This window comes from Coleofasciculus sp. E1-EBD-02 (assembly GCF_040218245.1).
In the GTDB taxonomy this organism is placed as follows: domain Bacteria; phylum Cyanobacteriota; class Cyanobacteriia; order Cyanobacteriales; family Coleofasciculaceae; genus Coleofasciculus.
In genome coordinates this window covers 1-12,989 of the sequence record NZ_JAVJQN010000190.1, presented here as the reverse complement: position 1 = coordinate 12,989, position 12,989 = coordinate 1, and the positions used below count along the sequence as shown (strand labels likewise).

Here is a 12,989-nt window from a genome sequence, read left to right as displayed (position 1 = left end):
GAATCATCCAAAAATCAACCGCTACTGCTCACTGGAATGTTTGCTTATGAATTTTCTGAAGCTGCTCAAAATCTTTGGATGCACCCATACGACGGAGAATGCGGAGACGATTTTCCACCAAATGACGAGCATCTGAACGACTAATCGGTTCAAACGCCAAACCATTCGAGCCTGTCGTCACCAAAAAAAATAGACGCTGGGCGTAAAGGGTAGTGAACAGTTCCTGGTTGTCTTCAACCATGCAAACGCGAAAAAGTAAACCAAAGGTTGGATGATTTAGATAGGTTTCCATTAAAACCCTGCGATAGACCTGTTAGACAACAGATTGGACATAAGAGAATAAGTATGGGAAGAGATGCCGTATAGGTTAGTCATTGTTAAACACAATTATCAATAGGTCAGCAAGAGATCAGCTAAATTAGTTTACAGCGTTATTATTGATTGCCCCAAACTTACCACAGCCCTTCAGAGTGCTACTATCCTCAAAAGGTTATATCATGCTTAGCATCCCTTAAAACATCCTCTGGTCATTGTAATTTCGCGTGAAACCCCTCCCTCAGCAGATCCTTTGCCAGCTCAGGAGGGAGAGGAGGGATAGCGTGCCTTTGGCAATTAAGGAAGCTGGGGGAGTAGAGACGTGCCACGGCGCTATGGGAGCTGGGGGGAATTGTTCAATTAGAGCCTATCGCAGCAATATTGGAATCTCCCTGCACCTGTGCGCTAAAAAGAAAATATTCTCCATCTACCCGCAAAATCGCCATGTCTATAGCCTCTCCCAAAAAACCACAAACTAATGATAGCTTCGCCATAACCTTTGCGCCCCTATCCCTCGCCGATGTCTATACCCTCGCCGATGATCCTGCCAATGGTGCTGTCGTCGTCATGAGTGGCACCGTCCGCAACCAAACCGAAGGCAAACCTGTTGTATCACTGGAATATCAAGCCTATGAACCCATGGCATTGCGCGTATTTGCCACCATTGCCCAAGACATTCGACAGACGTGGGCTGATGTCAATCGCGTCGTCATTCACCATCGCATCGGACGCCTACAAATTGGCGAAATTAGCGTCTTAGTTGCCGTCGGCTGTCCCCATCGTTCCGAAGCCTTTGCTGCCTGTAAATATGCCATTGATACTTTAAAACATAACGCTCCCATCTGGAAAAAAGAACACTATCAAGATGGTGCCAGTACCTGGGTGAGTATTGGCGCCTGTGAACAAGTCAATGAGCCTTGCTGAACGTGAAGGTTTGCAGGACGTAACAAATGATGCTCCCTGCCACGAACTTAAATTATTTCCACCGATTTCATTTAGGTTAATTGGGGAAATTTGAATGATGTGGTGGCGGGTAAATATGGTCAACAGCTTAACTTCTGGGATTGGGAAACCCACGATATTATTCAAACCGTAGACCTGGGCGAAGAGGGTTTAATTCCCTTAGAAGTCCGTTTTCACCACAATCCAGGTAGCACCCACGGATACGTCGGGACGGACCCGCCCGCGCCCATGAGATGCGCTATCCCGGCGGGGATGCTACGTCTGATATTTGGATTTAGGATTGACGGATTGGTTGAGATATCGCCATCCCTTATTACAATGGGGTGCTGGTTGTGTCGTCGGAGTTCAACGGTGCGATACCCGTGTTCTGTATCTATTGTGCCATTGTCGGGATTATTGAACCTCAACAGAGCAATCTTAATTTATCTAAAAAGTCGCGCCCACACATATAACACAGGTATTAGGATCAGAATATTCAACGTAATCCCGATAGAGTTACGGTAATATAGCTGATCCGTTCGGACTTATAGCATCCATGGTTGTATCTCAGAATCCCTCTGTACAGAAAACGTCTAAACTTGAAGGCATAAAAGAACGCAGTAACTGCTTACGCGAACCCGTAGCCAGTGAGTTGCTGGAAGACACCACCCATTTCAGTGGTGATGCCGTACAAATTCTTAAATTTCATGGTTCCTACCAGCAAGATAACCGCGATAACCGGGTTAAAGGGCAAGAAAAAGATTATCAGTTCATGCTGCGAACCCGTTCTCCCGGCGGGTTTATCCCCCCCCAACTCTATCTGACGCTGGATCAACTCTCTGATGAGTACGGGAACCATACCATGCGAGTCACCACTCGCCAAGGGTTTCAGCTTCACGGCATTCTCAAAAAGAACTTAAAGGCAACAATTGCCGCCATTGTTCGCAATATGGGTTCAACCCTGGGCGCTTGCGGGGACTTAAACCGCAACGTCATGGCACCTCCTGCGCCGTTCAAGACTCGTCCTGACTACCAATGTGCCTGGGAGTATGCCGATAAAATTGCCGATTTATTAACCCCTCAGACGGGCGCTTATTATGAAATTTGGCTGGATGGGGAAAAGGCAATTAGTGCTGAAGAAGCCCCAGAGGTGAAAGCGGCGCGTCAACGTAATGGTAATGGTACGATATTCCCAGATAAAGAAGAACCGATTTACGGGGAACATTATATGCCCCGTAAGTTTAAGTGTAGTGTTACCGTTCCCGGCGATAACTCCGTTGATCTCTACACCCAAGACGTCAGCTTGGTGGTGATGATGAATCAGCAGGGAGAATTGGAAGGATTTAATGTTCTCGCAGGTGGTGGTTTAGGGCGCACCCATAATAAGGAAGAAACCTTTGCCCGTATGGCTGATCCGATTGGTTATGTGGCAAAAGATGATATCTTCGACTTGATCAAAGCGATTGTTGCAACTCAGCGAGACTATGGCGATCGCGTGAATCGTCGTCATGCCCGGATGAAGTACCTGATCAATGATTGGGGCGTTGATAAGTTCCGCGCCAAGGTTGAAGACTACTTCGGTAAGCCTATCGCCCCCTACAAACCCCTCCCTGCCTTTAAATACAAAGACTATCTGGGATGGAATGAGCAAGGAGACGGTAAGTTATTTTTAGGCATTTCCATTGAGAATGGGCGAATTAAAGATGAGGGTAATTTCCGACTAAAAACAGCCCTGCGGGAAATTGTCAAGCAATTTGACCTGCCCATGCGGATGACGCCTAATCACAATGCGATTCTGTATGAGATTGAACCCTCCCAGCAGCAAACCATCGAACAGATTCTCAACCAACATGGGGTGCAAATCACCCCAGAGGGAATTGAACCCTTAGTCCGCTATTCCATGGCTTGTCCCGCCCTTCCCACCTGTGGCTTAGCGATTACTGAATCAGAACGAGCAATTCCGGGGATTACGGTGCGAATTCGGACATTGTTGGACAAACTAGGATTAAAGGATGACCATTTTGTCATTCGGATGACGGGATGTCCCAATGGATGTGCCAGACCTTACATGGCAGAATTAGGATTCGTCGGGAGTGCGCCAGGAAAATATCAAATGTGGTTAGGCGGTTCACCGGATCAGACCCGGTTAGCACAAGCCTATATCGAAAAACTGCCGATTGAAGAACTCGAATCCTTCCTCGAACCCATGTTCATGCAATTCAAGCAACAGCGCGAACTGGGGGAAAGTTTCGGTGATTTTTGCGATCGCGTAGGTTTTGATGCGATTCGGGAGTATTCTGCCAATTACGAATTCCCAAAACCCATCAAGAAAACCCGACATCGGATTTCCCTCAATGATGACCTTTACAGCCGTCTCAAAGATGCCGCCGCCAGTCAAGGGAAGCCGATTAGCCATCTCGCCGCCGACGCGATCGAGGCGTTTCTCAATCAGTCATCTTAAATCGGGCTTAACTGATTAAGATTGATTGGGTAGGGGCACGATACTATCGTGCCCTTTATCAAATACCGTCTGTTCCCTGTGACACACCGAGCGTGTTACTGAGCGAAGTCGAGGTAAGCGTTCGACTGAACTTCGACAGGCTCAGGGGTCCGCGCTCACGCCGAAGTCCGAGGTGTTCCCTATTCCCTCTCCCCACCACAAGATTTATTCAGCAGACCCTAAGTATGATTGATTTTACAGTTTGGGATCAACTCCTACGCCAATACGTTGATGAAAATGGTCACGTCAATTATCAGGATTGGTCACAGCAGTCATCCCAAACCCTGATGAATTGGCTATGGACTGTAGAACAACTCGAACCCAAATCTCTCTCCAATCCCGATGAACGATTAGCGCTATGGATTAACCTCTACAATGCTTCTGTTATCGCTTCCGTTTTGGCACGCTACCCGATGAACTCCATCCTCCCCCGGATTTTCGGTATCCCAAACTGGTTAGCCTTTCTCTGGTTCTTCAGCCATCCTTTGCCACCCAATCGCCGTTACACCCTCAATCAAATCGAACATAAAATTATTCGCCGCGAATTCAATGAACCCCGCATCCATTTTGCCTTGGTTTGTGCAGCGATTGGCTGTCCCTTGCTGCGTACTGGTGCGTATTGGGCAGAATCAGTACGCAGCCAATTAGAGGAAGACGCCAGCCGATTTATTAATAATCCTGATAAAGTTCGATACAATCAATCGAATCAAACCCTTTACTGTAGTCGCATCTTCAAATGGTACGGGGATGACTTTCTCAACGTCGCTGACTCCATCCCCGATTATATCCGCACTTACCTGAACACTGAGAGTGCGATCGCGTCTGATACTCCTATTATTTACCTGGACTACGACTGGACACTTAATGATCAGCCTTACTTTTCAGGGGAAGTCTAGAAACCTGAGTAGGGGCGGGTTTAGTTACATCGGGTTACCACCAAAAAGATAGTAGTGAAACCCGCCCCTACAAAATTCACAATCACGTTGCGCCACATACCGTGAAAAGTCAGAACGATCAGCGAATATCCTGGTAAAATTTTTTCAGATAAGCTGCGGGCATCCCCAACCCCCACAAAACACCCACATAAACGTAAATCGCTGTCGCTTTCAGTGATCCCCAACGTGCCACTCGGCGATCAGAACTCTGAACCACTCGATTCACCAAACGAATTCGTCCCCGCTTGACCAACTTCAGACACAAATCTGCCTCTTCCATAATTGGTAACGTGCAATCAAACCCACCACAGTCCCAGAAATCGAAGCGGCGAACAAACATCACTTGATCCCCAAACAGTAGGCGCAATCCTCGACCAAATAAATGAGGTCGAAACAGTAGAGGCGCGTAATAGGTTTTCAGGTAATTATGCAACGATATTCCCCAGCGCGTTGTTCGTGAACCCGCCATCAGGGAGATAAATCCACCACAGACAACAGTGGGGTCAGTTAAAGTCTGTTGGATGAGTGATATTAAGTCATCAGGTACTAATGTGTCAGCATGAAGAAAACAGAGAACCTCTCCTTTTGCCTGCTGTGCGCCTTGGTTCATCTGGATCGAACGTCCAGCGTCCTGAGAGAGTATAACCTGTACTCCGGCGGATGACGCGATCGCGACGGTCTCGTCTTCACTTCCACCATCCACCACAATCACCTCTAAAGCAGGAGGCGTCAACACATTGAGATGGCGCAAGGTGCGTTCTAAACAACTTGCCTCATTTAGGGTGGGAATGATAATAGACACAGAAGATGACATGATTGCTCGATAGTGTTGGTCTAAGTAGTCGGAAAAACTGTTGTAATGCGAGCATCTTGCTCGCCACTCATTCCCAATTTAAATGTTTGACAGCTTACTTATAGCTTTCAAAATAGGATAAATATATAGATTTTGCCTTGAAGTAATGAAAAACCACCCCAGAAAACGAAATGATTTAGAGTTTTATGACCGGATGGCTGATCGATGGTGGCAACCCAATGAAAAAATATATACCCTTTCTTATCTCAATTCACCTCGATTTACTTTTTTTGATTCTTATGTTAAAGACTGGCAAGGCTTGAAGGTTTTAGATGTTGGCTGTGGCGGGGGATATTCTTGTGAATTTATGGCAGCAAAAGGAGCAATTGTCTCCGGAATTGACCGCTCTTATCCATGCATCATCAGCGCTCAAAACCATGCCGCAACTCAGGCCTGGGAGATTGACTACAAAGCTGGGCAAGCTGAAGCTTTACCTTGGCAGAATGATACATTTGATGCTGTCATTTGTGTGGATGTCTTAGAACATGTTGTCGATTGGCAAAAGACAGTAGCAGAAATTTATCGAGTTTTGCGACCGCAGGGATACTTCTTTTTTGATACCATTAACCGAAATTTCAAATCACAACTAATATTTATATTTTTGTTGGAAGATATTTTACAAGAAATACCCATTGGTGTGCATGATTGGCACAAATTCATTCAACCGCAAGAATTAAGGGATTTTTTATGGCAAGTTGGCTTTGATGATATAGATATCAAAGGATTTGACTTGTTTGGGATTTCTTTCTATCAAAATATTCGGGCTTATATCCACTATAAAAAGACTGGAGGATTTCAAGCTAAAATCAGTGATGATACATCTCTGATGTATATTGGCAAAGCCGTGAAGCCGGGATAGGTAAAAATAAAGGCGCTGGTTGAACGAATACAGTAGAGTTTAGGGGTTGAAAGCACAAGAAAGCTGTTAAGCAGTTCCCTGTTAAGCAGTTCCCTTCCCTAACCATAATACTTATTCAGCAACTCCTATTTAGAGGATGAGTCTTAGCCGGATAAGCTGACCATTCCCACATCGAACCAGCATAGTTTTTCACACAGGAATACCCTAACTCAGTTAGCACCGCAACAATAAAGGCAGAGCGCACACCCCCTGTACAATAGGTAGCAATGGGAGTCTCGCGATCGCATCCCCGTTGATGTAACTGAGTCATAATTTCCTCTGGGGAAAGTAAGTACCCTTTTTTATCCATCAAATCCCGGAAATGGAAATGCACAGCACCAGGAATATGTCCACCCCGTTTTTCACAGTAGGGGGTAGCGCCTGCAAATTCTTCCGGTGAACGGCTATCCAGGACAATATACGCTTGGGTTGTCAAATTGTCTTGCAGTTGATGGCGCTGAATCGTCCATAAGGGTGTAGGGTTTACCACAAAGTCTCCAGGTGCTGGACGAGTCAATCCCCAAACCGTGGGAACTCCTATTTTAACTAGCGCCGCCTGTCCGCCATTAACGAAAGCTGCTTGCGGGTGTCCCAGAGTCCGCAACATCCACACCACTCGCCCCTCTTCGCCAAAGTTATTCGGGGGATTGCCAATCACGATAACAGGTTTACGGTTACAGATACCTAACCGCCGCAGTTTTTCTTCGAGTATCTTTGAGTCTTTGAGCAGTTTTCCGTTAGGGGGTAACAGTTGCTCTAAGAATTGCCACCATCCCAACCAAACCGCACCAGGAACATGACTGAAAAACCAGGATATCGGCTGGCGGACATCCAGCACAGTTGCGGCGTTTTGTTCGATGAGTTCCTTGGCTTCGGCTGCATTGACGACCCAGCGATGTTGGAGTTGGATCATGATTGGGTTGGTTATGGGAAGATGGGGTAGGTTTTGTTGTTCCGTTATTGGTGAGGAGGGCGGGTTTTGTTGTTCATTTATCGGTGAGGAGGGCGGGTTTTGTTGTTCCGTTATTGGTGAATAGTTGAATTTAGTCCCTAAACCCGCCCCTACAATTGATACCCTAAACCTAATGGCACTGACTTAAGCCTTTTGGAATCGCCGAAACCCTTGATATACCGTAGAGTGGGTTGAGCGAAGTCGAAACCCACCAGCATACCAGTCAGTACCATTCCACCTAAATCCGCCCCTACAGTGGCTAAAGGGAAACCCGACAATTGACTTTTCAACTCTCCAGAATAGAATGGTGGTCGGTTGTACGGATCAACCTAAAGTAAGATTCCCACTCAGGAGACCCATACTATGCTCGTCGATCTATTGAGCCGCAAGCAAACCCACTTCGTCTTGTGGCGTCCGGGTATATCCCAACCACCGCCCAGCGTTTACATTGCGAAACCTTCAGCTAAGGCTTCAAATCGATTCGAGAAAGTTGGGGAATACCCCCTCAGCCAATCTCCAGAGTTCCCTGAGTTGTGGGAAATCTCCGCTAAAGCCTGTGGTTTGACAGACGGGCAAGTTTACCTGTACTGGTTTAAAATCCACAACACGGAACCCTATAACCCAGACAATATTAACAAAGTTCTCTATTGCACCGATCCAACCGCCACAACTGTAGACCGCCGGATCATCGCCCCCATTCCTGATGAGGACGGCGGTATTGCCAGTCATGATCCTGCCAGTGTTATTTTGTATCAGAATGGCTCATTAATACCCTGTGATCCGGGGGGACAAACGGTGAATTGGGAAGGAGAACCCCCATTAGACACCTTACCCGCGAACAATCAACTGGTTATCTATGAACTACCAACCCGTTGGACTCAAGGGAAAACAGAGGACAATCGAGAGGTCGGAATCGGTACGTTTCAGGATGTGCTGTCTTTGTTGCAACCTCAAACTGCATCTCCTAATTTTTGCCATGTTGAGGCTTTAACAGATGGGAAAGCGCATCTGATGGAATTAGGAGTCAATGCCTTAGAATTATTACCCCCAGCCGATAGTGATGACAAGCTGGAATGGGGCTATGGTACGGCTAACTTTTTTGCGGCTGATTTTGATTTAGGACATCCAGAAGGTCAAGATGCGCCAACTGCATCCACGGATTTAGCCCATTTAATTAAAGTGTGTCATCAATTGGGAATGCGTTTCTTTGTTGATATGGTGATGGCGTTTTCCCGAAATAATCCGTATCAAAACATCAATTTTCTGGATTTTTATGTCCAATGGCGACCAGCAGGTGATCCCAAACGTGATCCTGAACAAGCCGGTCGTGATGGTTTTGGCGGGGATTTATTTAAGTACAACTATTGGAACGAAGGGTATCATCCAATTCTGGGCAAAAAATCCTGGTTTGTGCCAGCCCGTGAATATATGAAAGCGTATATGGCTCATTGGCTAAACTACTATCGGGTGGATGGTTTGCGACTGGATAGTGTTAATAATGTAGGAAATTATGACTTTTTGCAGCATTTTCGAGAGTTAGCCCGCACCATTTGGGAAAAACGGGGCGGTTCAAGTAAGCATTTTTTGGTTGTTGGTGAAGAATTAAGTGTTCCCTTAGCCTTGGTTCACCAAAATCGCTTAGATGGACTGTGGAACGAAAAGTTCAAGCAGATTCTGCGACAAGTTATTTTAGGCAATAATGCGTTTAATGACTCTAGTTTTGAATGGAGTGTCCGCAAACTCATTGATTGCCGTTTTCTCGGCTTCACTGATAGCGCTCAAGCAGTGAATTATCTCACATCCCATGATGTAGGTGGTTTGGGGAATGAGCGCTTCTATAACTACCTGATCAATAATGGAATTTACGATACTGAACCCCGGATTAAGCTAGCATTTGTCTGCCTTTTAACGGCTGTTGGTATTCCGATGATTTTGGCAGGGGATGAATTTGGGGATCAGCAAGATCTCGATATTACGGATGAACATGCAGATCATAAACAGGTTGACCCGGTTAACTATAGTCGAGTCCAAGAAGATTGGCGACAACGCATCTTTCAGTATGTGGCGCGGTTAGTTCGTTTCCGCACCTCATCTCAGGCGTTAGCGGTGAATGATAATGAGTTTATTCATGCTGATTTCCATGAAGGTAAACGGGTTTTAGTCTGGCGGCGTGGTAAAAAGGCGGATGAATGCGTGATTGTTGTGGCTAATTTCTCCGACTATGGAACGCCTGTCGGGTCTGAATATAAAGTCCCGAATTGGTCTCCCACTCCAGCAGGCAAGCAGTGGAAAGAAATTACCCAAGACCGCATCGTTCCTCCTGAATGGGTGGGCAGAGAACCGATTTTCCCATGGGAAGCCAAGGTGTATGCTCTGATTTAATTTTTTTTTACGGTAACATCAGCTACAACATTATCCCTGATTTAACCTTGTAGAGACGTTCCACCGGAACGTCTCTTTCCTTTGCGGTGGTTGCTCACTCACAACTAATGAATACTACAGCAAAACAAGACTTAACCAACCGCTTTAAGTTAGAGTTTGACCCTCATACATATCGCCGCCTTATTGGTAAAAAAGATGTCGTGATTCACTGCCATCATTATAATGCTCGCCTGCAAAATATTATCGAAGGTACTAAGCAAATTAATGGAAAACTGATTATTTTATCGGCGGCTGAAGAAATATTTTCCGATTATATCCATAGTTTTATTGAGCCGGAGGATACCTTAGCCGATAAATGGCAAATAGCCGCCAAACTCTATGCTCACTTAGGATATGGACATTTGGACTTTTCTCAACTTGATCAAGGGATAGTGTCTTCCAGTAGTTCCCATTTTGTCGAAGGATGGAAAGCCGGATTTATTGAGTCAAACTGTCCTGTATGTACGTTTACTCAAGGGTATTTGCAAGGCGTGATTCATGGGATTACTGGACAATCGGTTAATGAATTTTATTTTCGTCAATTAGAAAAAGGTGCTGAAGAGAATAGTGAGCAATCTCAGTTGGGTTTTCTCAGCATGACTAATGATTATAGTGCTAAGTTGGGATGGAAAATTGAAACCATTAACCAAAACTCTGAATTGAAAACAGTTACAACGATGGTACAGCTAACGACGTAATTAAGTGATCAGGACTAGGATGGAGTATATCGCATGAACATTCAGACCGAAGACTACACGGTATGGTATGAACCAACAACGGCAACTGTGAACTTCAAGGGTTTGTTGCGGGAAAGTTTAATTAATGATTATAAACCCATCGAGGGATTACTAGATCAGGTTATGGTTCAAGAACTTCCCCTAATTACGATGAACCTACAGCAGCTCGAATTTCTCAACAGTTCGGGTATGAGTGTTTTGTCTCGATTTGTGATTCGTGTACGCAAACAAAAAACGACTCAGCTAAGGGTTAAAGGTTCAACACAAATGCCCTGGCAAGAAAAGCTTTTAAGTAACTGGCAACGGTTGATGCCCAATTTAAAAGTGGAGTGGGAGTAGTGCAAGAAGGCAGGGAGAAAGCAGGAAGGTGACAAGGTGGAAGGAAATAATAACGGTTTAGACAAACATAATCTTACAAAGTGAATTAGATCTGAACTCAATATATCTGAATTTACCTGAAATACCTCTCAAACACCTAAAATATTTACCCTCAATTTTCCTGAACTAATTACGTTGAACTAAAGTACAATATTATTAGGACAATCTGAGTAGTGATTGATAGTCCTGAATTAGGGAGTACCATAATTAAAATTTATCAGTTTGACTAAGAGATTTGGCGGCTGGTTTAATAAAAATAGGACTTGGATTTTTCCCTGTATTTTTCTGTGAACCAAATTTAATTTGGCAAAAACTCCTGGTTGCCACTCAATTGCCTTGAAAAGGACTATCTATGGATTCCTCATACACTCTGTATAAAATAACCGTAGGCTTTGATCATGTTGCCTTTAAACCAACCATCTTCTGCATCGGGAGTGCGAGTTGGTATCTTGCATTCCCAAACTGGCACAATAGCTCTGAGTGAGAGACCATTAATTGATGCAGCACTGATGGCGATCGCACAAATCAATCAAGCTGGAGGCGTTTTGGGTGAACCGATTGAGCCGCTTGTGGTTGACGGTGCGTCTGATCCGGCAGAATTTGCCCGCCAAGCCCAACAATTGATTCAATTTGAGGGAATAACTACCATTTTTGGCTGTTGGACATCGGCTACTCGTAAAGCGGTTAAACCCATAGTTGAGACATTGAATGCTCTCCTCTGGTATCCAGTACAGTATGAAGGATTAGAACAGTCTACTAACATCTTTTATACGGGCGCTTGTCCCAATCAACAAGTGGAACCCGCCGTCAGTTGGTTACTATCTCACAAAGGAAAACGATTCTATCTGCTGGGTTCCGATTATGTTTTTCCCCGTACTTTAAATAAGATTATCACCTGTCAACTCAAGCAACAAAGTGGGGAAGTCGTTGGCGAAGACTATGTTGATTTAGCAGAGACAGATTTTAGTGGCGCGATCGCACGCATTCAGCAAACCCAGCCGGATGTTGTTTTCAATACCCTGAATGGACAAGGAAATCAATTTTTCTATCGTCAATACCGAGATGCTGGGATAACTGCTGAGGACATTCCGATTCTGGCGGTAAGTGTCGCAGAAGTGGAACTGCAAACGATGGAGGATGCGGCTGTTGGACATTATGCCAGTTGGAGTTATTTCCAAAGTTTAAATACGCCGAAAAATAATCGGTTTGTGCAGGAATTTCAGGCGCGATATGGCACAGATCGAGTTACGTCTGATCCAATTGAAGCGGCTTATAGTCAAGTTTTCCTGTGGAAATTAGCCGTCGAATCTGCCCAATCCTTTACCGTTGATCAGGTGCGGTTGGCAGCTTATGGTCAGAGTTTTGCCGCACCGGGGGGATTGATTCAAATTCAACCCAATCATCATGTTGGCAAACATTCCTATATTGGACAAGTTTTACCCGGTGGACAATTTCAGGTGATCCACAGGAGTCAAACACCGATTAAACCGCTTCCTTGGTTAGGCGTTGAAGAACTTAACTTTAATCAATCAGACTTGGTGATTGAAATGTTATCTCAAGTCAGCCAAGGGATTCAAGAAACCTGGCTGTCGGAGCAAAAATCCCGCCAACTTGAAGCCTTGACGCAAAAATTACAGCAAGCCGAACAAGCCTTACGGGAAAGTGCGATCGCGCTGCGGAATCATAACCGAGTCTTAACCCAATTAGCGAAAAGTCCCGCTATCCATCAAGGCGATTTAAACGCCGCTTTCGCTGAAATTACTCAAGCTGGTGTACAAAGTCTGGGCGTTGAACGCACGGGGATTTGGTTATTCGATAAAACCGGAAGCAAACTCCAATGTCTTGACCTATTTGACAAGAATCACAACCAACACAGCCAAGGGATTGAACTCGCTGTGGCGGACTATCCGACCTATTTTAATCTGAAGTTCCCCTTTGACAAATAGCTACACTGTATGCGTATCCCGGCTTAGGGCGATTTGACTTTCGGGTTCACTGGGTACAAATCAGGCTAACGCCCAATAAATCTAAAGCTTTCCTTTGCACAGGAGTCGGTTC

13 protein-coding genes and 1 pseudogene are annotated in these 12,989 nt (G+C 45.2%); 10 read left to right on the top strand and 4 right to left on the bottom strand.

All coding sequences use genetic code 11. The features are described 5' to 3' along the window. Positions 1-28: 28 nt before the first annotated feature. Positions 29-292: a transcriptional coactivator PipX gene (pipX, locus tag RIC07_RS29295; RefSeq protein WP_006103405.1), complete on the bottom strand. Its 264-nt coding sequence runs from the start codon at positions 290-292 to the stop codon at positions 29-31. Between the two features lie 307 nt (positions 293-599). Between pipX and RIC07_RS29290 the strand changes: the two genes are divergently transcribed. From RIC07_RS29290 to RIC07_RS29270, 5 genes and pseudogenes are all read left to right on the top strand, one after another. Beyond that, positions 600-794 (top strand): hypothetical protein, encoded by a 195-nt coding sequence (locus RIC07_RS29290; RefSeq protein WP_446397588.1) that lies wholly within the window; start codon positions 600-602, stop codon positions 792-794. After that, a complete protein-coding gene (locus RIC07_RS29285; protein WP_446397587.1) occupies positions 760-1,239 on the top strand; it encodes a molybdenum cofactor biosynthesis protein MoaE in 480 nt (159 codons plus the stop codon). Before RIC07_RS29290 ends, RIC07_RS29285 begins: the two co-directional genes overlap by 35 nt. A gap of 87 nt (positions 1,240-1,326) precedes the next feature. After that, positions 1,327-1,488 (top strand): annotated as a pseudogene (locus RIC07_RS29280) (selenium-binding protein SBP56-related protein); the annotation flags it as partial. A gap of 325 nt (positions 1,489-1,813) precedes the next feature. After that, positions 1,814-3,718: a sulfite reductase, ferredoxin dependent gene (sir, locus tag RIC07_RS29275; RefSeq protein ID WP_446397586.1), complete on the top strand. Its 1,905-nt coding sequence runs from the start codon at positions 1,814-1,816 to the stop codon at positions 3,716-3,718. Between the two features lie 224 nt (positions 3,719-3,942). Continuing rightward, on the top strand, positions 3,943-4,653 hold the full coding sequence (locus RIC07_RS29270) for a DUF547 domain-containing protein (RefSeq protein WP_446397585.1): 711 nt from the start codon (positions 3,943-3,945) through the stop codon (positions 4,651-4,653). Between the two features lie 118 nt (positions 4,654-4,771). Here the strand turns inward: RIC07_RS29270 and RIC07_RS29265 are convergent, their stop codons facing one another. Beyond that, complete coding sequence (locus tag RIC07_RS29265; protein ID WP_446397584.1) at positions 4,772-5,506, bottom strand: TIGR04283 family arsenosugar biosynthesis glycosyltransferase; 735 nt, start codon at positions 5,504-5,506, stop codon at positions 4,772-4,774. Between the two features lie 145 nt (positions 5,507-5,651). Here RIC07_RS29265 and ubiG point away from each other — a divergent pair, with 145 nt between their 5' ends. Continuing rightward, the gene (ubiG, locus tag RIC07_RS29260; RefSeq protein ID WP_446397583.1) at positions 5,652-6,404 is read left to right on the top strand and encodes a bifunctional 2-polyprenyl-6-hydroxyphenol methylase/3-demethylubiquinol 3-O-methyltransferase UbiG; all 753 of its coding nucleotides are present in this window, start codon (positions 5,652-5,654) and stop codon (positions 6,402-6,404) included. 115 nt (positions 6,405-6,519) lie between these two features. On the opposite strand, the gene RIC07_RS29255 is transcribed toward ubiG, so the two are convergent. Then, complete coding sequence (locus RIC07_RS29255; protein ID WP_446397582.1) at positions 6,520-7,356, bottom strand: sulfurtransferase; 837 nt, start codon at positions 7,354-7,356, stop codon at positions 6,520-6,522. A 149-nt stretch (positions 7,357-7,505) separates the two neighbouring features. Beyond that, entirely contained in the window at positions 7,506-7,685 is a 180-nt protein-coding gene (locus RIC07_RS29250) for a hypothetical protein (protein ID WP_446397581.1), read from the bottom strand. A 73-nt stretch (positions 7,686-7,758) separates the two neighbouring features. On the opposite strand from RIC07_RS29250, the gene RIC07_RS29245 reads away from it, so the two are divergent. From RIC07_RS29245 to RIC07_RS29230, 4 genes are all read left to right on the top strand, one after another. After that, a complete protein-coding gene (locus RIC07_RS29245) occupies positions 7,759-9,777 on the top strand; it encodes an alpha-amylase family glycosyl hydrolase (protein WP_446397580.1) in 2,019 nt (672 codons plus the stop codon). 107 nt (positions 9,778-9,884) lie between these two features. Then, a complete protein-coding gene (locus RIC07_RS29240) occupies positions 9,885-10,514 on the top strand; it encodes a hypothetical protein (RefSeq protein WP_446397579.1) in 630 nt (209 codons plus the stop codon). 33 nt (positions 10,515-10,547) lie between these two features. Continuing rightward, positions 10,548-10,892, top strand: coding sequence for a slr1659 superfamily regulator (locus tag RIC07_RS29235; RefSeq protein WP_446376004.1), 345 nt, complete (start codon positions 10,548-10,550; stop codon positions 10,890-10,892). Positions 10,893-11,329: 437 nt separating this feature from the next. Continuing rightward, on the top strand, positions 11,330-12,877 hold the full coding sequence (locus RIC07_RS29230; protein ID WP_446397578.1) for an urea ABC transporter substrate-binding protein: 1,548 nt from the start codon (positions 11,330-11,332) through the stop codon (positions 12,875-12,877). Positions 12,878-12,989: the final 112 nt, after the last annotated feature.

Excerpts from the sequence above, each read along its gene's own strand:
- RIC07_RS29255 (WP_446397582.1), bottom strand. The coding sequence starts at position 7,356 with ATGATCCAACTCCAACATCGCTGGGTCGTCAATGCAGCCGAAGCCAAG.
- RIC07_RS29240 (WP_446397579.1), top strand. The coding sequence starts at position 9,885 with ATGAATACTACAGCAAAACAAGACTTAACCAACCGCTTTAAGTTAGAG.
- ubiG (WP_446397583.1), top strand. The coding sequence starts at position 5,652 with ATGAAAAACCACCCCAGAAAACGAAATGATTTAGAGTTTTATGACCGG.
- RIC07_RS29270 (WP_446397585.1), top strand. The coding sequence starts at position 3,943 with ATGATTGATTTTACAGTTTGGGATCAACTCCTACGCCAATACGTTGAT.
- RIC07_RS29285 (WP_446397587.1), top strand. The coding sequence starts at position 760 with ATGTCTATAGCCTCTCCCAAAAAACCACAAACTAATGATAGCTTCGCC.
- pipX (WP_006103405.1), bottom strand. The coding sequence starts at position 292 with ATGGAAACCTATCTAAATCATCCAACCTTTGGTTTACTTTTTCGCGTT.
- sir (WP_446397586.1), top strand. The coding sequence starts at position 1,814 with ATGGTTGTATCTCAGAATCCCTCTGTACAGAAAACGTCTAAACTTGAA.
- RIC07_RS29265 (WP_446397584.1), bottom strand. The coding sequence starts at position 5,506 with ATGTCATCTTCTGTGTCTATTATCATTCCCACCCTAAATGAGGCAAGT.
- RIC07_RS29235 (WP_446376004.1), top strand. The coding sequence starts at position 10,548 with ATGAACATTCAGACCGAAGACTACACGGTATGGTATGAACCAACAACG.
- RIC07_RS29230 (WP_446397578.1), top strand. The coding sequence starts at position 11,330 with ATGTTGCCTTTAAACCAACCATCTTCTGCATCGGGAGTGCGAGTTGGT.
- RIC07_RS29245 (WP_446397580.1), top strand. The coding sequence starts at position 7,759 with ATGCTCGTCGATCTATTGAGCCGCAAGCAAACCCACTTCGTCTTGTGG.